The sequence below is a fragment of the Streptomyces sp. NRRL F-2664 genome, from assembly GCF_000719345.1.
Taxonomy (GTDB): domain Bacteria; phylum Actinomycetota; class Actinomycetes; order Streptomycetales; family Streptomycetaceae; genus Streptomyces.
In genome coordinates, this window is record NZ_JOFX01000024.1 from 1 (window position 1) to 17,810 (window position 17,810).

15 protein-coding genes are annotated in these 17,810 nt (G+C 74.7%); 6 read left to right on the forward strand and 9 right to left on the reverse strand.

The features are described 5' to 3' along the window. Positions 1 to 266 precede the first annotated feature (266 nt). Positions 267 to 1,286, reverse strand: coding sequence for a membrane protein (locus IF89_RS0120835; RefSeq protein WP_043194207.1), 1,020 nt, complete (start codon positions 1,284 to 1,286; stop codon positions 267 to 269). Positions 1,287 to 1,448: 162 nt separating this feature from the next. Here IF89_RS0120835 and IF89_RS0120840 point away from each other — a divergent pair, with 162 nt between their 5' ends. From IF89_RS0120840 to IF89_RS0120850, 3 genes are all read left to right on the forward strand, one after another. After that, positions 1,449 to 5,012: a DNA polymerase III subunit alpha gene (locus IF89_RS0120840; RefSeq protein WP_043194209.1), complete on the forward strand. Its 3,564-nt coding sequence runs from the start codon at positions 1,449 to 1,451 to the stop codon at positions 5,010 to 5,012. Continuing rightward, the gene (locus IF89_RS0120845) at positions 5,009 to 6,013 is read left to right on the forward strand and encodes a DNA polymerase (RefSeq protein WP_030770135.1); all 1,005 of its coding nucleotides are present in this window, start codon (positions 5,009 to 5,011) and stop codon (positions 6,011 to 6,013) included. Before IF89_RS0120840 ends, IF89_RS0120845 begins: the two co-directional genes overlap by 4 nt. Positions 6,014 to 6,169: 156 nt before the next feature. Beyond that, complete coding sequence (locus IF89_RS0120850) at positions 6,170 to 7,030, forward strand: esterase/lipase family protein (protein ID WP_030770142.1); 861 nt, start codon at positions 6,170 to 6,172, stop codon at positions 7,028 to 7,030. A gap of 37 nt (positions 7,031 to 7,067) precedes the next feature. On the opposite strand, the gene IF89_RS0120855 is transcribed toward IF89_RS0120850, so the two are convergent. The 3 genes from IF89_RS0120855 to IF89_RS0120865 all read right to left on the reverse strand — a co-directional run bounded on the left by IF89_RS0120855 (position 7,068) and on the right by IF89_RS0120865 (position 9,802). Then, on the reverse strand, positions 7,068 to 8,150 hold the full coding sequence (locus tag IF89_RS0120855; RefSeq protein WP_030770144.1) for a lytic polysaccharide monooxygenase auxiliary activity family 9 protein: 1,083 nt from the start codon (positions 8,148 to 8,150) through the stop codon (positions 7,068 to 7,070). A gap of 195 nt (positions 8,151 to 8,345) precedes the next feature. After that, positions 8,346 to 8,864, reverse strand: a complete 519-nt coding sequence (locus IF89_RS0120860) for a DUF402 domain-containing protein (protein ID WP_051807363.1) — start codon at positions 8,862 to 8,864, stop codon at positions 8,346 to 8,348. Continuing rightward, positions 8,849 to 9,802 (reverse strand): GNAT family N-acetyltransferase, encoded by a 954-nt coding sequence (locus IF89_RS0120865; RefSeq protein ID WP_030770151.1) that lies wholly within the window; start codon positions 9,800 to 9,802, stop codon positions 8,849 to 8,851. The genes IF89_RS0120860 and IF89_RS0120865 overlap by 16 nt, the downstream gene beginning before the upstream one ends. Positions 9,803 to 9,872: 70 nt before the next feature. Here IF89_RS0120865 and IF89_RS0120870 point away from each other — a divergent pair, with 70 nt between their 5' ends. Beyond that, positions 9,873 to 10,262 (forward strand): GntR family transcriptional regulator, encoded by a 390-nt coding sequence (locus IF89_RS0120870; RefSeq protein ID WP_234327831.1) that lies wholly within the window; start codon positions 9,873 to 9,875, stop codon positions 10,260 to 10,262. Positions 10,263 to 10,284: 22 nt separating this feature from the next. Here the strand turns inward: IF89_RS0120870 and IF89_RS0120875 are convergent, their stop codons facing one another. Next, a complete protein-coding gene (locus IF89_RS0120875) occupies positions 10,285 to 11,379 on the reverse strand; it encodes a DUF5925 domain-containing protein (protein WP_043194217.1) in 1,095 nt (364 codons plus the stop codon). A gap of 205 nt (positions 11,380 to 11,584) precedes the next feature. Between IF89_RS0120875 and IF89_RS0120880 the strand changes: the two genes are divergently transcribed. Further along, on the forward strand, positions 11,585 to 12,385 hold the full coding sequence (locus IF89_RS0120880) for an SGNH/GDSL hydrolase family protein (RefSeq protein ID WP_030770158.1): 801 nt from the start codon (positions 11,585 to 11,587) through the stop codon (positions 12,383 to 12,385). On the opposite strand, the gene IF89_RS0120885 is transcribed toward IF89_RS0120880, so the two are convergent. After that, the gene (locus IF89_RS0120885; protein ID WP_078628424.1) at positions 12,355 to 14,106 is read right to left on the reverse strand and encodes a serine/threonine-protein kinase; all 1,752 of its coding nucleotides are present in this window, start codon (positions 14,104 to 14,106) and stop codon (positions 12,355 to 12,357) included. The two genes, IF89_RS0120880 and IF89_RS0120885, sit on opposite strands and share 31 nt — an antisense overlap. A 290-nt stretch (positions 14,107 to 14,396) precedes the next feature. On the opposite strand from IF89_RS0120885, the gene IF89_RS0120890 reads away from it, so the two are divergent. Continuing rightward, complete coding sequence (locus IF89_RS0120890; protein ID WP_078628425.1) at positions 14,397 to 14,666, forward strand: hypothetical protein; 270 nt, start codon at positions 14,397 to 14,399, stop codon at positions 14,664 to 14,666. A gap of 51 nt (positions 14,667 to 14,717) precedes the next feature. On the opposite strand, the gene IF89_RS0120895 is transcribed toward IF89_RS0120890, so the two are convergent. The 3 genes from IF89_RS0120895 to IF89_RS0120905 form a co-directional block, all read right to left on the reverse strand. Then, positions 14,718 to 15,914 (reverse strand): CaiB/BaiF CoA transferase family protein, encoded by a 1,197-nt coding sequence (locus IF89_RS0120895; protein ID WP_030770165.1) that lies wholly within the window; start codon positions 15,912 to 15,914, stop codon positions 14,718 to 14,720. A 68-nt stretch (positions 15,915 to 15,982) separates the two neighbouring features. Next, the gene (locus IF89_RS0120900) at positions 15,983 to 16,774 is read right to left on the reverse strand and encodes an ABC transporter permease (RefSeq protein ID WP_030770168.1); all 792 of its coding nucleotides are present in this window, start codon (positions 16,772 to 16,774) and stop codon (positions 15,983 to 15,985) included. Further along, positions 16,771 to 17,739: a daunorubicin resistance protein DrrA family ABC transporter ATP-binding protein gene (locus IF89_RS0120905; RefSeq protein WP_030770170.1), complete on the reverse strand. Its 969-nt coding sequence runs from the start codon at positions 17,737 to 17,739 to the stop codon at positions 16,771 to 16,773. The genes IF89_RS0120900 and IF89_RS0120905 overlap by 4 nt, the downstream gene beginning before the upstream one ends. Positions 17,740 to 17,810: the final 71 nt, after the last annotated feature.

Sequence of the window (17,810 nt, forward strand, 5' to 3'; positions counted from 1 at the left end):
CCTGCCCGGCACCGCGACTCCGCCGTCGCCGCGACCGTGTTTCGCCCGCCACGGCGAAGACCCGGCCAGGGGGCGGTGCCCCGGTTCGCCGCACCCCCGTGGGAGTGGCTCGGTCCCGGGGCCGGACCCGGTCCGCTGCCCCCGCGGGAGCGGCCCGCCACGGCGAAGACCCGGCCAGGGGGCGGTGCCCCGGTAGCCGCACCCCCGCGGGAGTGGCTCGGGCCCGGGGCCGGACCCGGTCTGCTGCCCCCGCGGGAGCGGAAGGGTCAGGGGGTCGGGCGGTTTCGGTGGAGGGTGGCGCAGGTCAGGGTGACTGCTGCGCCTACCGCCGCCCAGGCGGCCAGTACCAGCGTCGGGCCGCCCGCGCCGTTGCCGTCGAAGTACGTGAGGGAGCGTGCGGCGTACGTGCCCGCGCCCGGTGGCAGGGCCGGGCCGATCGCGCTCCAGAACGGCGGCAGGAGCGGGTACGGGTAGGCGCCGCCCGCACTGGGGTTGCCGAGGACGACGACGAGCAGGATGGCCAGGCCGATGCCGACCACCCCCGCCAGCCCCTGGAGGGCGAGGGTGAGCGCGCCGACCGCGAAGACGACCAGGGTGCCCAGCCCCCACAGCCCCCAGAGGGCGCCGGGCAGCGCGTCCAGGACCGGCCCGGCGATGACCGCGCCGAGCAGCCCGGCCGCGATCGCGTACGCGAGCAGCGCGCCGAGCCGGATCACGGCACGGTGGGGGTTGGCGGGCCGCGCCCCGGCGCTGATCGCGAGGATCGCGGCGCACAAGTAGCCGCCCACGCACCAGCCGATGACGAGGTAGAAGGAGCTCAGCCCCCGGCTGTCGCCCCGGGCGGCCGGGGCCACGTCGGTGACCTGCACGGTCCGCCCCTGGGCGCGTTCGGCGGCGCCCACGACCTCCTCGAGCGCCTGGGACAGCGAGGCTCCGGCGCCGGAGGCGACCAGCAGCCGGTCGGTCCGGCCGGCCGGGTCGATGACCAGCGCGCCGTCGACGTCCCGGTTGCGGACCTGGGCGAGCGCCGCGGCTCCGTCGTCGACCACCCGGGGGTCGAGCGGGTCCCCGGGCAGGGCGCCGAGCTGCTGCGCGGCCCGCTCGGCCGCCGGTGCGGCGGGCGCGGCCACGGCGATCGGGATCTCGCTGGGCTTCGGGTGGTGGAAGGCTCCGATGTACGAGGTGATGAAGGCGAGCTGGAGGACGAGGACCCCCAGGACGAGCAGTGCCGCCCGGGTGGTCACGGCGTCCTTGATCTCGGCGAGGAAGCCTTGGGACGGGGTCATGTCTCACACGCTCGGCGGGCCGGGGGCGGCCCGCAGCAGGGGCGGGCCGAACGGATGACCCGCCCGCCCCCGGTGATCGAACATGTGTTTCGCACGGGTATTCGAATTGCTCTATGGTGGAGAGCGGGGGTGGTGTTCTACGAGCGAAGCAGGAGGCCGCGGGTGCCTGGGTTTACGCATCTGCACACCGTTTCGGGGTTCTCCATGCGCTACGGAGGCTCGCACCCGGAACGGCTGGCGGAGCGTGCCGCCGAGCGGGGCATGGACGCCCTCGCCCTGACCGACCGCGACACCCTGGCGGGTGCGGTCCGGTTCGCGAAGGCAGCGGAGCAGGCGGGCGTCCGGCCGCTGTTCGGCGTGGACATGGCGGTGTCGCCCGCCGGGTCCCCCGCGGCGGGCTCGGCCGGGCCGGGGGGCCCGACCGCGTCCGCCGCGGGCGGCGGCCCCGGCGAGGCCTCGTCCCGCCGGCGCACCCCCGTCAAGGGCGGGGCCTTCCTGGACGAGTCGGCCGCGCGGGCCGTCTTCCTGGCCCGGGACGGGGCCGCCGGCTGGGCCGAGCTGTGCCGGATGGTCACCGCCGCCCACGCGGCGTCCGCCGAGGTCCCCTGCGTCCCCTGGGGCGCCCTGCGCGGGGAGGGCGTCTTCGTCCTCCTCGGCCCGGGCTCCGAGGTGGGGCGCGCCCTCGCCGCGGGCCGCCCCGACCGGGCCGCCCGGCTGCTCGCGCCCTGGCGGGAGGTCTACGGCGGCTCCCTGCGGCTGGAGGCCGTCCACCACGGCCGTACGGGCACCGGCCCCGGCTCGCTGCGGCTGGCCGCCCGTACCGTCGGCTTCGCCGCCGAGCAGGGCGTCCCGGCCGTGCTCACGAACGCCGTCCGCTACGCCGACCCCGGCCAGGGCCCGGTCGCCGACATCCTCGACGCGGCCCGCCGCCTGGTCCCCATCGACCGCCGGGGCCCCCTCGACACCGGCGAGCGCTGGCTCAAGCCCCCCGCCGCCATGGCCGACGCCGCGGACCGGATCGCCCGGGCGGCCGGTCTCGGCCCCGCCGACGCCCGACGCCTCCTCGCGCAGACCCGGGACACCGCCGAGGCCTGCTGCGTGGACCCCGAGGACGACCTGGGCATCGGGTCCGTGCACTTCCCCGAGGCCCGGCTCGTCGGCGCCGCCCACCGCAGCGCCCAGCGGGTCCTCACCTCGCGGGCCTCCGCCGGCATGGTCCTGCGCGGCTACGCGGGCGATCCCGCCTACTGGGAGCGGATGCACCACGAGCTCGACATCATCGCCCACCACGGCTTCGCCTCGTACTTCCTGACCGTCGCCCAAGTGGTGGACGACGTCAGGGAGATGGGCATCCGGGTGGCGGCCCGCGGCTCCGGCGCCGGCTCGCTCGTCAACCACCTGATCGGGATCGCGCACGCCGACCCCGTCGAGCACGGCCTGCTGATGGAGCGCTTCCTGTCCAAGCGCCGGCGCGTCCTGCCCGACATCGACATCGACGTGGAGTCCGCCCGCCGGCTGGAGGTCTACCGGCGGATCATCGACCGGTTCGGCACCGAGCGCGTCGCCACCGTCTCCATGCCCGAGACCTACCGGGTCCGCCACGCCGTCCGCGACGTCGGCGCCGCCCTGTCCATGGACCCGGCCGTCGTCGACCGGCTCGCCAAGGCCTTCCCGCACGTCCGGGCCCGCGACGCCCGCGCCGCGCTGGAGGAGCTGCCCGAACTGCGGGACGTGCGGGGGGAGTCGTACGGGCGGCTGTGGGAGCTCGTCGAATCCCTCGACGCGCTGCCGCGCGGGACCGCCATGCACCCGTGCGGGGTCCTGCTCTCCGACGCCTCGCTGCTCGCCCGTACGCCCGTGGTCCCCACCAGCGGCGAGGGCTTCCCCATGTCCCAGTTCGACAAGGACGACGTGGAGGAGCTCGGGCTGCTCAAGCTGGACGTGCTGGGCGTACGGATGCAGTCCGCGATGGCGCACGCGGTCGCGGAGATCCGGCGCGGCACGGGCCGGGAGCTCGACCTGGACGACCCGGCGCAGGTGCCGCCGGGCGACCGGGCCACGTACGAGCTGATCCGTTCGGCCGAGACGCTGGGCTGCTTCCAGATCGAATCGCCGGGCCAGCGGGACCTGGTGGGCAGGCTCCAGCCGGCCACCTTCCACGACCTGGTCGTCGACATCTCCCTCTTCCGGCCGGGGCCGGTGGCCGCCGACATGGTGCGGCCCTTCATCGAGGCCCGGCACGGGCGGGCGCCGGTGCGCTTCCCGCACCCGGACCTGGCCGACGCGCTGCGCGAGACGTACGGGGTGGTGGTCTTCCACGAGCAGATCATCCGGATCGTGGACGTCATGACCGGCTGCGGGCGGGACGAGGCGGACCGCGTGCGGCGCGGGCTGTCCGATCCGCCGTCGCAGGCGCGGATCAAGGTCTGGTTCGCGGCGAAGGCCGCCGAGCGCGGCTATCCGGTCGAGGTGGTCGCCCGTACCTGGGAGATCGTCGAGGCCTTCGGCAGCTACGGCTTCTGCAAGGCGCACGCGGTGGCCTTCGCCGTGCCCACCTACCAGTCGGCGTGGCTGAAGGCGCACCACCCGGCGGCCTTCTACGCCGGGCTGCTGACCCACGATCCGGGGATGTACCCGAAGCGGCTGCTGCTGGCGGACGCGCGGCGGCGGGGCGTCCCGGTACTGCCGCTCGACGTGAACCGGTCGGCGGTCGCCCATCGCATCGAACTGGTGTCCGAGGCGGCGGGCGGGGTGTGGGGCCTGCGGCTGGGGCTCACCGACGTCCACGGCATCAGCGGGGCCGAAGCGGCCCGGATCGAGTCCGGGCAGCCGTACGCCTCCCTGCGCGACTTCTGGGACCGCGCGCATCCGGGACGACCGGTCGCCGAACGGCTCGCCCAGGTGGGGGCCCTGGACTCCTTCGGCACCAACCGCCGGGACCTCCTGCTCCACTTGACGGAACTGCACGGCGCGCAGCGCGCGGCCGGGGTGCGCGGTGCCCAACTCCCGTTGGAGGGCGGCCGGTCCACGGCCTCCGTCGGACTGCCGGACCTGACCGACGCGGAACGGCTCAGCGCCGAGCTGGGCGTCCTCGGCATGGACGCCTCGCGGCACCTGATGGGCGACCACCATGCCTTCCTGGCCGAGCTGGGGGTGGTCCCGGCCCGCCGGCTGCGGGAGGTCGAGCACGGGCGGACCGTACTGGTCGCGGGGGCCAAGGCGGCCACCCAGACCCCCCCGATCCGGTCCGGGAGGCGGGTCATCTTCACCACCCTGGACGACGGTACGGGCCTGGTCGACCTGGCCTTCTTCGACGACAGCCACGAGCGCTGCGCGCACACCGTCTTCCACTCCTTCCTGCTGCTCGTACGGGGTGTCGTGCAGCGGAGAGGGCCGCAGAGCCTGAGCGTGGTCGGGGCGGCCGCGTGGAACCTGGCCGAGCTGGTGGAACTGCGGGCGACGGGCGGCCTGGACGCGGTCGCGGCCCGCCTCGCAGAGCCGGCCGGCACCGCCTCCGGCGAACCGGCCGCCGAGGGCGCGGCCGGGGGTGCGGCCGAAAGCGGGGTCGCGGCCGACGGGGAGCCTGCGGCGAAAGGGCCCGGACGCCGCACGATCCGCATGTCCACGGGGTACGAGATGAATCCCTGGGCCGACCTCCAGCCGCCCGGCACCGGCCCCGCGACCGGCCGCAAGCTGTGGCACTCCAGTCCGGGGAGCCCGGGATGAACACCACCGGCAAAGCCGTGATGTGCCTGCGGCTGCACTCCGCCGACGGCGGCCCGCTCGGGGCGCGGGAGTACGCCGGGGTGCTCGCCCTGCTCGGCGGGATCACCCCGGCCGTGCAGGCCCTGCCGCCCGACGCCGCCCTCGCCGATGTCCGGGGCGCCCTGCGCTACTTCGGCTGCGACGCCCGCCGGCTGGCCGCGGTGATCCGGGTCCGGGCCCTCGCCCTGTACGGCGTGGACGCCGCCGTCGGCGTGGCCGGCAACCCCATGCTGGCCCGGGCCGCGGCTCGCGAGGCCCGGCCCGGGGCGACCCTGGTGCTCCCCGAGGACCCCGCCGCCGTACGGGACTTCCTGGCGGACAAGCCCGTCACCGCACTCGACGGAGTCGGCCCCAAGGCCGCCCGCACCCTGTGCTCCTACGGCCTCGACTCCGTCGGGCGGGTCGCCGCCGCCCCGCCCGCCGCCCTGCGGCGGATCCTCGGCGCCCGGCTCGGCCGCGAGGTGCACGAGCGCGCCCTCGGGATCGACCGGACCCCCGTCCGGCCGGGCGCGGCCGCCCGCGCCGTCGCCGCCGAGCGGCTCTTCGACCGGGACGAGCTGGATCCCGTACGGCACCGGCGGGCGCTGCTCTCGCTGACGGAGGAGCTCGGTGCGAAGCTTCGTACACAAGAGGGCGGGCGGGTCTGCCGGGTCCTCTCGCTCGCCGTCCGCTGCGCCGACCGCACCACGCTCACCCGGACCCGCACCCTGGCCGAGCCCACCGCGCACTCGGCGGCCCTGACCGCAACGGCCTACTCCCTGTACGAGGGCCTCGGCCTGCAACGGGCCCGGGTCCGGGCGCTGTCCCTGCGGGCGGAGGAGCTGATCCCGGCCGAACGGGCCGTGCGGCAGCTCAGTCTCGATCCCGAGGACGACAAGGCCCGCCGCCTGGAAGCAGTCACGGACCTGGTCCGTACGCGCTTCGGTGCGCATGTCATCGCCCGCGGCACGCTGGCCGCCTGACGGTCGGTCGGCCGACACACGAGTTTTTACCGACGCGTAACTTCCCTGTGTTGCTACTCACACGTAATTTAGCGGCAGCAGCGCCCCCTTGTGATCCGGATCACGGGACGAATCCCCACGCTCATCCCCTTGAGTCGACCGCAAGGAGATCACACGATGCTGCCCTGGAGACGCCTGCTCCGCCCGCTGGCCGTCCTCACCCTCACCGCCGCCGCACTCGTCGCCCCCACCGGCGCAGCGCAGGCCGCATCCGCCCCGAGCAGCGGCTGGAACAACTGGTCCTGCAAGCCGTCCGCCGCCCACCCGCGCCCCGTCGTCCTCGTACACGGCACCTTCGGCAACTCCTGGGACAACTGGCTGGGCTTCGCCCCGTACCTCGTGAACCGCGGGTACTGCGTCTACTCGCTCGACTACGGCCAGCTGCCCGGTGTGCCTCTCTTCAACGGGCTCGGCCCCATCGACAAGTCCGCCGAGCAGCTCGACGTCTTCGTCGACAGGGTGCTGGCCGCCACCGGCGCGTCCAGGACCGACATCGTCGGGCACTCGCAGGGCGGCATGATGCCGCGCTACTACCTGAAGTTCCTCGGGGGCGCGCAGAAGGTGAACGCGCTGGTCGGGCTCGCCCCCGACAACCACGGCACGACCCTGCTCGGCTTCACCGAGCTCCTGCCGTACTTCCCCGGGGCCGAGGACCTGATCAGCAGCGCGACCCCCGCCCTGGCCGACCAGATCGCCGGCTCCGCCTTCCTGCGCAGGCTCAACGAGGGCGGGGACACCGTCCCCGGGGTGAAGTACACCGTGATCGCCACCAAGTACGACCAGGTGGTGACCCCCTACAGCAGCGGCTTCCTGGAGGGGCCGAACGTCCGCAACGTGGTGCTCCAGGACCTGTGTCTGCTGGACTTCTCGGAGCACGTGGCCATTGCGCTCACCGACCGGATCGCCTGGCACGAGGTGCTCAACGCCCTCGACCCGGCCCATGCCGAACGGACCACCTGCGCCTCGGTCTTCGACTGACCGGGGGCGCGGGCGGTCCGCACGGGAGGAGCATTCGCTAGCGGCCGTGCCGGCCCGCCGCCGTCGCACGGCGGCGGGCCGTCGCGAACAGCACGGCGGCGCCGACGGCCAGTGCGCCGGCCCCGGCGATGGCGATGGACGGGGTGGCGCTGTTGCCGCCGGTCTCCGCCAGGTTGCCGCCGCCGGCCGGGGCGGCCGCGTTCACCGGGGACGGCGAGGACGCGGACGGGAGCGGGGCACCGGCCGCGGCGTTCGTCCTCGGGTCGTTGTCGCCGTGGCCGTTGTGCTCCACCGAGGACTTGCCGGCGCCGTCGGCGATCTGCTGGTCCGTCGGGGCCGAGGGCTTGTCGGCGGGCTTCGCTCCGGGGGAGCCGTCGCCGCTCCCGGCGCCGTTCCCGTTCCCGGTGCCGGGCCTGGTGCTCGGTGCGGCTCCCGCCCCGGCGCTCCCGCCGCTGCCGCCGTTCCCGCCGCCGTTGTCCTTGCCGAAGACCACGTCGGAGCAGGTGTAGAAGGCCTCCGGGCTGTCGGAGCGCTGCCAGATGCTGTAGATCAGGTGCCGGCCGGACTTCGCGGGGACGTTCCCGGAGAAGACGTAGGCACCGTTCTGCATGCCCGGGTCCGTGGCCTTCGCGAAGGGCGCGGGCTCCAGGTCGGACCACTTCAGCGGCTTCGCCGGGTCGTAGCCGTCCTTCGTCACGTACAGCTCGAAGGAACCCCGGTGCGGTGCCGTGCCCTTGTAGCGGAAGGTGTGCGCGCCCGCGGACATCGGGCTCGCCGGCCAGTCGGCGCGGGCCAGGTCCAGGCCGCGGTACTTGTCGTTGCCGGCCGAGCACAACTGGCCGTTGGGGATCAGCGACCGGTGGTTGCCGGCGGCGTTGGCGATGTTGACGGCGTTCCAGTCGTAGAACGCCTGGGTCCCGCTCGCGGCGACGGCCGCCTTGCACGCCGCCGACTCCGGCGACTCGGGCCCCTCCGCGTAGCACGCCGCGACCCTGCTGACCGGGTCCGTCATCGAGCCGTGGGCGGCCGCGGGCACGGCGGCGTACGCGGCCAGCGCGAGCGGGGCGAGACCGGCGGCGGCGATGCGGACCGGCATCACGGTACGGCGGCGTGCGGACATGACTGGATCTCCTTCGGGCGACGGCGGGGGAGCGCCTGTGGAACGGGGCTCGGCGGCGCCGCCCCCCGGCGGCGCCACAACCGGCCCTTCCTGTCCTGGCCCCGCCAAGCTAGCCCCCGGACCACGCCTTTTCGCCGCTCCGGCCCCCCAGGAGAGGATCCTTAGGGTCCGCTTAAGGAGGGGAAAAGAGCGGCATCAGGAACAGGCCCCGGCCCGGGGCGGTGCGTCGCCCGGCGGGAGAAGAGCGGCCAGACCGGAGGGGGAGCGGGCCTGGTCATCCAGGGCGTCCAGGGCGCGGACGGCCTGGGCCGCCGCCTCCGGGTCGCTCGCCGCGAGGCCGCTCGCCGCGAACTCGTCCTCGTCCAGGCGCAGGACGGACGACCCGTCCGCCGAGACCCACAGGTCGAGGTCCAGGTCCTCCACCAGGATCTCCCCGTTCTGCACGTGCACGGGGCGCGTCACGTCGCAGTACCAGCCCTTCAGGACGCCGTCGCCCGTCCACACCTCCTTGATTGCGTACCAGCGGGTCCGCCAGAAGTGCTCGACGAACACGTCGCCCGGCTCGAAGCGGACGAAGCCGAAGTCCCTTACGCCCTCCGCGGCCCAGGGGGCGCGGACGGAGATGCGGTCGCCGTCGTCGGCGACCCGCGCCGCCGGATAGCGGATCCTGGTCCGGCCGGCCTTGGTCAGGACGACGGTCAGCTGCTCGGCCACCTGGTCCCCAGCTCCCTCGTGCAGTGCGTCTCGGTCGCGCAGATCTCGTACCCGAACCACCGGTTGATGGCGAGCATCGGTTCGTTGCCGCTGTCGTTGCCGGTGAACGCCTCCGTGAAGCCGGCCGCGCGAGCCCGGTGCAGGGAGGTGTTCTTGGCGAGTTTGGCCAGGCCGCGGCCCCGGAAGGCGCGCAGCGTGCCGGTCATGGCCGAGCCGTAGCGGGTGGCGCCGTCGGTCCGGGCGGCGCTGAAGGCCACCGCCTGCCCGTCGACCAGGGCGACGGTCGTCAGCTCCTTGTCGAGGGTCGGGTGGTGCCAGACGTGAGCCAGCCAGTCCTCGTAGTCGTCGAGTTCGGCACCCAGGTCACCGGGCTCGTCGGTCGTCGACTCGGCGTCGACGGCGAAGAGGGGGCGCGGGTCCGCGGCGAAGGCGGCGGCGGGCCGCAGCTCCACCCCGGGCGGGAGGACCTCCGGGAGCGCGGGCAGCGCGGCCGCCGTCAGGTCCAGGCGCAGGAGGTGCGCCGAGCGTCCGGGCCGGTAGCCGTGCCGCTCGGCGAAGGCCCGGTGCGCGGCCTCGTCGAGGACCCAGGCGTACGCGTCCGTCGCACCCCGGGCGGCGAGGTGCTCCTCCGCCGCGCGCAGCAGGAGCCGGCCGGCGCCGAGGCCGCGGCGGGCGGGGTGGACGTACGCGTTGAGGTACCCCTGGCCCGGCCGGGGGCTGTCGTGCGCGATGCCGACCTGGGCGGTGCCGACGACCTCGCCGTCCGCGGTCTCGGCGACGAGGACGCGGTGGTGCCGGGCGGGATGCGCGCCGGTGAGTTCGAAGGCGACGTCCCGGACGCTGGTGATCAGGAACGGCAGCGCGGCGCGGCGTACCCGCACCACCGACTCGACGTCCCGGGGGTCGCCCGGGCGGAGATCGCGGATCAGAACGGTCATGCGGCAGACGCTACGGGCGGCCCCGCACCCGGCGCCTCCCAATTAACCGGCGATGGGGGACAATCACCCCGTGAGCTCGACGAACCTGAAGATCACCCTCGACGGCTCGGCCGGCTCGGCCGCCCCGTACGAGCAGCTGCGCGCACAGATCGCCGGCCGGGCCCGGTCCGGGCAGCTGCCGGCCGGCTTCAAGCTGCCGACGGTGCGGGGGCTGGCGGAGGAGCTGGGGCTGGCCGCCAACACCGTCGCGAAGGCCTACCGGGCGCTGGAGGCCGACGGGGTGGTCGAGACGCGGGGCCGCAACGGGACCTTCGTCGCGGCCGCGGGGGAGGGCGCGGCCCGCGAGGCCGCGTCGGCCGCGCAGGCGTTCGCGGAGCGGGCGCACCGGCTGGGGCTGACGGAGGCCGAGGCGGTCGCCGCCGCCACCGCCGCCCTCCGGGCCCGGTACGCCGCCTCGTAGCCGCGGCCCCGTAGCCGCCGCCCTAGAGGTAGAGGCCCGCCTCCGAGTGGGGCTGCGGGGGCAGGACCGCCGCCGGGCCCGTGCCGCGGCGCAGGGCGAAGAGTTCCGCCAGGGTGGCGCCCTCGCGGGAGACGCCCTCGTCGGTGCCCAGCCAGTCCACCGCTTCCCGGTGGGTCAGCCGGCCGACCTCGATGCGGGCCAGGCAGCGCCCCGGGCGGACCACCGCCGGGTGGAGGCGTTCCAGGTCCTCGTTGGTCGTCACGCCGACCAGGACGTTGCGGCCCTGTCCCAGCAGACCGTCCGTCAGGTTCAGCAGCCGCGACAGCGCCTGGCCCGCCGTGTGCCGGGCCTCGCCGCGGATCAGCTCGTCGCAGTCCTCCAGCAGCAGCAGTCTCCAGCGGCCCTTCGCCGTGCCCTCGTCCTCGCCGATCGCGATGTCCATCAGATAGCCGACGTCGTTGAACAGCCGCTCCGGGTCCAGGACGCAGTCCACCTGGCACCAGTCCCGCCAGGACCGGGCCAGCGTGCGCAGCGCCGAGGTCTTGCCCGTGCCGGGCGGGCCGTGCAGCAGGAGCAGCCGGCCGGCGATGTCGTCCGGGGTCACCTTCATCAGCCGGTCCATCGCCGTGGCGACCGGTGCGGTGTAGTTGGGCCGCACCTCCGCCCAGGTCCCGGCCGCGATCTGGCGGGTCGTCCGGTACGGGCCGCGGCGCGGCGAGACGTACCAGAAGCCCATCGTGACGTTCTCCGGCTGCGGCTCCGGTTCGTCCTGCACGCCCTCGGTGGCCCGGCCGAGGACGCCGGCGGCCAGTTCGTCGCTGACCGCCGTCACGGTGACGTCCGCACCCCGGCTCCACCGGGAGACGAGCATGGTCCAGCCCTGGCCCTCGGCGAGGGTGGCGCTGCGGTCGCTGTCGCGCGCCGAGCGCAACACCGTGGCCTCCGGGGGCAGGAGGGTCGCCTCCGCCTTCACCCGCTCGATCGACACGCTGTGCGAGTAGGGCTGCTCGCCCGAGGCGAACCGCCCGAGGAACAGCGCGTCGACGACGTCCGACGGTGAGTCGCTGTCGTCGACGTTGAGCCGGATCGGCAGCGCGTCATGCGGGTTGGCTGGCATGGCGCCCATGATCCGGCACGAGGTGCCCGCGTGCACCCGTGTTTCGCCGGATCGGGTGCCAAGTTCCCCCTTCAAACGCAGGGCGGGTGAAGATTCGGGCCGCATGTCCGCCCCGAACATTCTTGGCATGGACACTTCCGGCAGCCCGCGGCTCCTTGTACCAACAACTCAGGAGTAACCCCCACTAGGAGCCGCACACATGAGCATGAAAATGTCGCGCTTCGCTGCCCTGACCTCCTCCCTCCTCCTCGCCGCCGGAACCGCACTGTTCGGAGCCGGCCAGGCCTCCGCCGCGGCCGACTTCGGCTACGTCGCCCTCGGCGACTCGTACTCCTCCGGGCTCGGCGCCGGCAACTACGACGGCACGAGCGGCAACTGCAAGCGCACCAACCGCGCCTACCCCGCCCTCTGGGCCGCGGCCCACTCCCCGCAGACCTTCTCCTTCACCGCCTGCTCCGGCGCCCGGACCGGTGATGTGCTCTCCGGCCAGCTCGGCCCCCTCAACTCCGGGACCGACCTGGTCAGCATCACCATCGGCGGCAACGACGCCGGATTCTCCGACGTCATGACGACCTGTGTGCTCCAGTCCGAAGCCACCTGCGTCAGCCGCGTCAACCAGGCCAAGGCGTACGTGGACACCACCCTCCCCGGCCGGCTCGACCAGGTCTACAGCGCCATCGACAGCCGGGCCCCGGCCGCCCGCGTCGTCGTCCTCGGCTATCCCCGCTTCTACAAGCTGAACGGCACCTGCACAGCCGGTCTGACCGAGGGGGAACGGGCCGCCATCAACGGGGCCGCCGACCACCTCAACGCCGCCATCGCCAAGCGCGCCGCGGACCACGGCTTCACCTTCGCCTCGGTCGCCGGCACCTTCACCGGGCACGAGATCTGCTCCGGCAGCCCCTGGCTGCACAGTGTCAACTGGCTGAATATCGCCGAGTCCTACCACCCCACCGCCGCCGGGCAGTCCGGCGGTTACCTGCCCGTCCTCACCAACGCGGCCTGATCCGGCCCGCCGTCCTCCGCCCCGCCGTCCACCGGTGGGCCGTCCCCGGTCCCGCCGTCCTCGGGGGTCGCCGCGGGACTCGCCGTCGGCGAGGCCGGGGACGGGCTCGCGCCGGGGGAGGAGGCCCCGCCCGTCGGGGTCGCCTCCTCGCACGTCACGGAGGTCGCCACCCACTCGGTGGCGACCTCCGCCGGTCCGCGCACCTCCAGCCGGACTGCGTCCTCGAAGACCGTGCCGGGCACGTGCGCCGGCTCGGTGTGCTCCAGCCGCCGGCTCCGCGGCCCGGCGGCCTCGTACGTGACGGTCTGCCAGCCGGGCCCCGTGGTGCGCCCGCTCCGCGTCGCCCAGCGGTACTCCAGCACCACCGGGACGCTCTCGACCTCGACGGTCGCGGTGAAGAAGGGGGCGTCCGCGGCGGGCGGCGGACAGCTCCCGGTGTACCGGGTGCGCACCGCGTCGACGTACACCGCCACGTGCCCGGCCGCGCCGGACGGGGCCGGCGCCGAGGGCGACGCCGACGCGGAGGTCGGCGCGCCCGACGCGGGAGTCCGGGTGGCGGGCGGGGCGGCGGTGGCCGGGCCCGTCGGCGCGCCTCCGCTCCCGCCGCGGCCGTCCCCGCCGCCGAGGTCCTCGAGCAGGACCCACACCAGCGCGGCCAGGGCGATCAGCAGCACGGCGATCCCCACGGCGAGCACCGGCCCGGCCACGCCCCGGCCCGCCGCCGGGGCGGCCGCAGGGGCCGACCCACCCGCCGCCGGGAGCGCTCCCGGTACGGTGGGCGGTGGCGTCTGCTGCCCGTAGGGCCCGGATCCGTCCCGCAGTTCGTGCCCGGGCCGGGATGTCGGCACCGGTGCGCCGGGTGTGGACAACGGCCCGCCGGCGGCCCGTACGTCTCCGCCGGCGCCCACCACGCGCAGCATCCGGGCGGCCTCCGCCGCGTCCAGCCGCTCCGCAGGGTCCTTGCGCAGCAGTCCCTCCAGTACGGGCGCGAGGGGGCCGGCCCGGCGCGCCGGGGGCGGTTCCTCGTCCACCACCGCCCGCAGCGTGTCCAGGGGGGTGGCCCGGCGGAACGGCGAGACCCCCTCGACGCAGGCATGGAGCAGCACGCCGAGCGACCACAGGTCCGACCCGGGGCCCGGTTCGCGCCCGGACGCCCGCTCCGGCGCCAGGAACTCGGGCGAACCCACCACCTCGCCCGTCATGGTGATGGCCGAGGACCCCTCCAGGCTCGCGATCCCGAAGTCACCGAGCACCACCCGGCCGTCATTGGCGATCAGCACGTTCGCCGGTTTGACGTCCCGGTGCAGCACCCCGGCACCGTGCGCGGACCGCAGCGCGGCCAGCACCTGCTCGCCGATGTGCGCGGCGCGCTGCGGGGGCATCGGCCCCTCCGCCTCCAGCACCTCCGCCAGCGAGAGCCCGCGCACCAGCTCCATCACGATCCAGGGCCGGCCGTCCTCGGACGCCACGTCGTAGACGGTGACCACCCCGCGGTGCGAGACCCGGGCGGCGGCCCACGCCTCCCGCTCCATCCGCCGGTACAGGCGCTGGAGTTCGGCGGTGTCCAGCCCGGCCGGCGCGCGCACCTCCTTGACGGCGACATCGCGCGCCAGCACCTCGTCGCGGGCCCGCCACACCACCCCCATGCCGCCCCGGCCGATCTGCTCCAGCAGCCGGTAACGCCCCGACACGACCCGATCGGAGTTCGATTCCTCACTCACGCGAGCCCCCCGAATGCTTCCGTGCGCCCATGCGTCACCGGCCGGTCACTCCAAGTTAGCGCAGTGGGCTTCATGTGGCGCCTGTCGTGACAAGACCCGCGCGACGGCCTTCCAGAGCGTGATTACCCTGCCCGATCCTGTGCGGAGAGTAACGGTCGACTTCGCTGAGTAACCGTCAACTGCCCCTCGCCACAGGGGTAATTCACACCACCGGGATACCCGCGCGCGACGCGGGGACGATAGGGTTACCCTGCCCGGGCCGGGTGCCCTCGTACGGGTGGGGAGAGATCATGGAACAGATAGCAATGCGCAGCAGGCCGCCCCGCGTGCCTGCCATCACCTGCGGCAGCAGTGCGACCAGTTCGCGCCTCGACCGCCACCTCGCCGTGCTGGGCGGACCCGCCGTCCCGCACCGGGAGACCGCGGAGGCGACCCTGCTGATGCGCGAACTCACCTCCCGCGACCACACGCACCGTCTGCGGAGCCGGAGCGCGCGCGTCTCGCTCTTCGCGCCGCTGCGCCGTCTGCGTCGCTCGCTCTTCGGCAGCCGCCGCTCGTAACAGACCCCGCACCCGCGGCCGTTCGCCCTTCCGGGCCGCGGCCACCCGGCCCTATGCGATCACACCGTCCCGGCGCAGTTCCGAGATCCGTGCGCCCGCCATCCCCAGGGCGCGCAACAGGTCGTCGGTGTGCTCACCCAGCGCGGGCACCGCACCCATGTGCGGTGCCGCGCCGCCCGGCAGCCCGATCGGCGGCAGCAGGGCCCGCAGCGGACCGACGGGCGACGCCACCTGCCGCCACCGGTCCCGGGCGGCGAGCTGCGGATGCCCGGCCAACCGGGCCACCGAGTTCAGCCGTGCGCAGGCGATGCCCGCGGCCTCCAGGCGCCCGATCGCCTCGTCCGCGTCCATCCGGCCCAGTGCCTCCGCGACCGCCGCGTCCGTCCCCTCCCGGTTCCCGGTGCGCGCCGTGTTCGTCGCGTACGCCGGATCGTCCGCCAACTCCGGTCGTAGCAGCACCAGTTCGGCAAGCCGCCGCCACTCGCGGTCGTTCTGCACCGACAGCAGCACCCGGTCCCCGTCCGCCGTCGCGTAGGCGTCGTACGGTGCGATCACCGCATGCGCCAGGCCGGTGCGCGGGGGCTGCTCCCCGCCGTGCATCGTGTGGTGCAGTGGATGCCCCATCCACTCCGCGAGCGCGTCCAGCATGGACACCTCCACACGGCCCCCGCGCCCGGTCGCGCCCCGGCGCAGGAGCGCCGCCAGCACTCCCGAGAAGGCGTACATGGCCGCCGCGATGTCGGCCGCCGGGATCCCGGCCTTGACGGGCTGCTCCGGGGTGCCGGTCACCGACACCAGCCCCGCCTCGCACTGCACGAGCATGTCGTAGGCGCGCTTGTGGGCGTAGGGCCCCTCCGGGCCGTAGCCGGACACGTCCACGGCGACGAGCCGCGGGTAACGGGCGCACAGTGCCGCCGAGTCGAGCCCGAGGCGGCCGGCGGCGCCCTGGGCGAGGTTCTGCACGAAGACGTCCGCACCGGCCAGCAGGGCGTGCAGCACCTCGCGGCCGCGCGGGTCCTTCAGGTCGAGCGCGATCGACTCCTTGCCCCGGTTGGCCCACACGAAGTGCGAGGCGAGGCCGTGCGCGGCGGTGTCGTAACCCCGGGCGAAATCACCGCCGTCGGGACGCTCGACCTTGATCACCCGTGCGCCGAGGTCGGCGAGCTGGCGGGTGGCGAAGGGGGCCGAGACGGCCTGTTCGACGGCGACGACGGTGATGCCGTCCAGGGGCAGCGGTTCGGTGCTCATGAGGCCCTGCCTACCGGTTCCGACGGGGGTCTGTCACCACCCGGCGGGCGATATGCGCCGTTGATCGCCTATCGGGCGGCTCCGCGGCCGAACCTGCGGGTGGTCGGGGGTACGAACACCACCAGCAGCGCCACCGACCACAGCAGCGCCCCCGCCACCGGGTGTGCGGCGGGCCAGGCCGCGTCCGCTCCCGCCCGGGCCCCGGCGTTCCCGCACAGTTCGCGCACCGCGGTGGCGACCGCACTGATCGGGTTCCACTCGGCGACCGTGCGCAGCCACCCGGGCAGGCCCGCCGTCGGCAGGTACGCGCTCGACAGCATCGGCAGGACGAAGGTGGCGCCGCCCAGCTGGCCCGCGGCCTCCTCGCTGCGGCTCAGCAGCCCCAGGTAGGTGCCCACCCAGGCGGTGGCGAAGCGGAACAGCAGCAGTACGCCCAGGGCGCCCAGCGCGCCGGGCAGGCCGTTCTCGATGCGCCAGCCCATCGCGAGTCCCACCAGCATCAGCGGCACCATCGACACGGCCGTGGTGAGCAGATCGGCAGCGGTCTGCCCGAGGGGGACGGCGGTGCGGCTCATGGGCAGGGTGCGGAAGCGGTCCGTCACCCCGCGGTGTGCGTCCTGCGCGGCCGTGAACATGCCGGCCATCAGGCCGTTCGCGGCCGTGGCGGCGAGCAGGCCCGGCACCAGGAACTCGCGGTACTCGGCGCCGGGCATGGCGAGCGCGCTGCCGAAGACGTAGCCGAAGAAGAGCAGCATCGTGATCGGCATCGTCTGGGTGAGGATCAGCAGGGCCGGAGCGTGCCGGGCCTTGTGGAGCTGGCGGGTGAGGACGGCGGCGCCGTCGTACAGCAGGGTGCTCATGCGGCGGACTCCTGTGCGCGGTGGGCGGCCCCGGCCCGGGTGACGCGGAGGAACACCTCGTCGAGGGTGGGCGGGCGCAGGCGCGCGTCGGTGACCTGGACGCCTGCTGTGTCGAGGGCGCGGATGATCTGCGGCAGGGTGATGCCGCCGCCGAGGACGCTCACGCCGACCGTCAGCCGGTCCTCGTCGAGCACCGGCCGGCCACCGGTGAGCCGGTCGAGCACGGCGGCGGCGCCCGGGAGTTCCTCCCGCGACGCGACGGCCACCTCGGCCCGGGAACCGATCAGGGACTTCAGCCGCGCCGGGGTGCCGCCGGTGAGGACCCGGCCCTCGCAGACGACCACGACATCGTCGGCCAGCCGGTCCGCCTCCTCCAGGTACTGGGTGGTCAGCAGCACCGTGGTGCCCTCCCCGGCGAGGGTCCGCACCGCCGCCCAGATGTGTTCGCGGGCGGCCGGATCCAGGCCGGTGGTGGGCTCGTCGAGGAACAGCACCCGGGGGCGGGTGACGAGCCCCGCGGCCAGGTCCAGGCGCCGACGCATGCCGCCGGACCAGGTGGAGGCGACCCGGTCGGCGGCTTCGCCGAGCCCGAAGCGCTCCAGTAGTTCGTCGGCGCGGGAGCGGCCCGCGGAGCCGCGCAGACCGGCGAGTCGGGCGAAGAGCCGCAGGTTCTCACGGCCTGTCAGGTCGCCGTCCACCGAGGCGTACTGGCCGGTCACGCCGATGGCGCGGCGCACCGCAGCCGGGTCGCGGGCGACGTCGTGGCCCGCGACCCGGGCTCGTCCGCCGGTGGGCGCGGTAAGGGTGGTCAGGATCCGGACGGCGGTGGTCTTGCCGGCGCCGTTGGGGCCGAGCAGGCCGCACACGGAGCCCTCGGGGACGGCGAGGTCCAGCCCGCGCAGGGCGCGCACCGGCCCGTAGTTCTTCTCCAACCCCTCACTAAGTACAGCGTACGTAGTAGTCATGCGCGCCACCGTACCTCACTACGTACGGCGTACGTAACTAAGATGGTGTCGAGACGACGAGGTGATCCGAG

Bases quoted from the DNA above. Each gene is read 5' to 3' on its own strand.
- IF89_RS0120835 (WP_043194207.1), bottom strand. From the start codon at position 1,286: ATGACCCCGTCCCAAGGCTTCCTCGCCGAGATCAAGGACGCCGTGACC.
- IF89_RS0120845 (WP_030770135.1), top strand. From the start codon at position 5,009: ATGAACACCACCGGCAAAGCCGTGATGTGCCTGCGGCTGCACTCCGCC.
- IF89_RS0120850 (WP_030770142.1), top strand. From the start codon at position 6,170: ATGCTGCCCTGGAGACGCCTGCTCCGCCCGCTGGCCGTCCTCACCCTC.
- IF89_RS0120855 (WP_030770144.1), bottom strand. From the start codon at position 8,150: ATGTCCGCACGCCGCCGTACCGTGATGCCGGTCCGCATCGCCGCCGCC.
- IF89_RS0120865 (WP_030770151.1), bottom strand. From the start codon at position 9,802: ATGACCGTTCTGATCCGCGATCTCCGCCCGGGCGACCCCCGGGACGTC.
- IF89_RS0120875 (WP_043194217.1), bottom strand. From the start codon at position 11,379: ATGCCAGCCAACCCGCATGACGCGCTGCCGATCCGGCTCAACGTCGAC.
- IF89_RS0120880 (WP_030770158.1), top strand. From the start codon at position 11,585: ATGAAAATGTCGCGCTTCGCTGCCCTGACCTCCTCCCTCCTCCTCGCC.
- IF89_RS0120890 (WP_078628425.1), top strand. From the start codon at position 14,397: ATGGAACAGATAGCAATGCGCAGCAGGCCGCCCCGCGTGCCTGCCATC.
- IF89_RS0120895 (WP_030770165.1), bottom strand. From the start codon at position 15,914: ATGAGCACCGAACCGCTGCCCCTGGACGGCATCACCGTCGTCGCCGTC.
- IF89_RS0120900 (WP_030770168.1), bottom strand. From the start codon at position 16,774: ATGAGCACCCTGCTGTACGACGGCGCCGCCGTCCTCACCCGCCAGCTC.
- IF89_RS0120905 (WP_030770170.1), bottom strand. From the start codon at position 17,739: ATGACTACTACGTACGCTGTACTTAGTGAGGGGTTGGAGAAGAACTAC.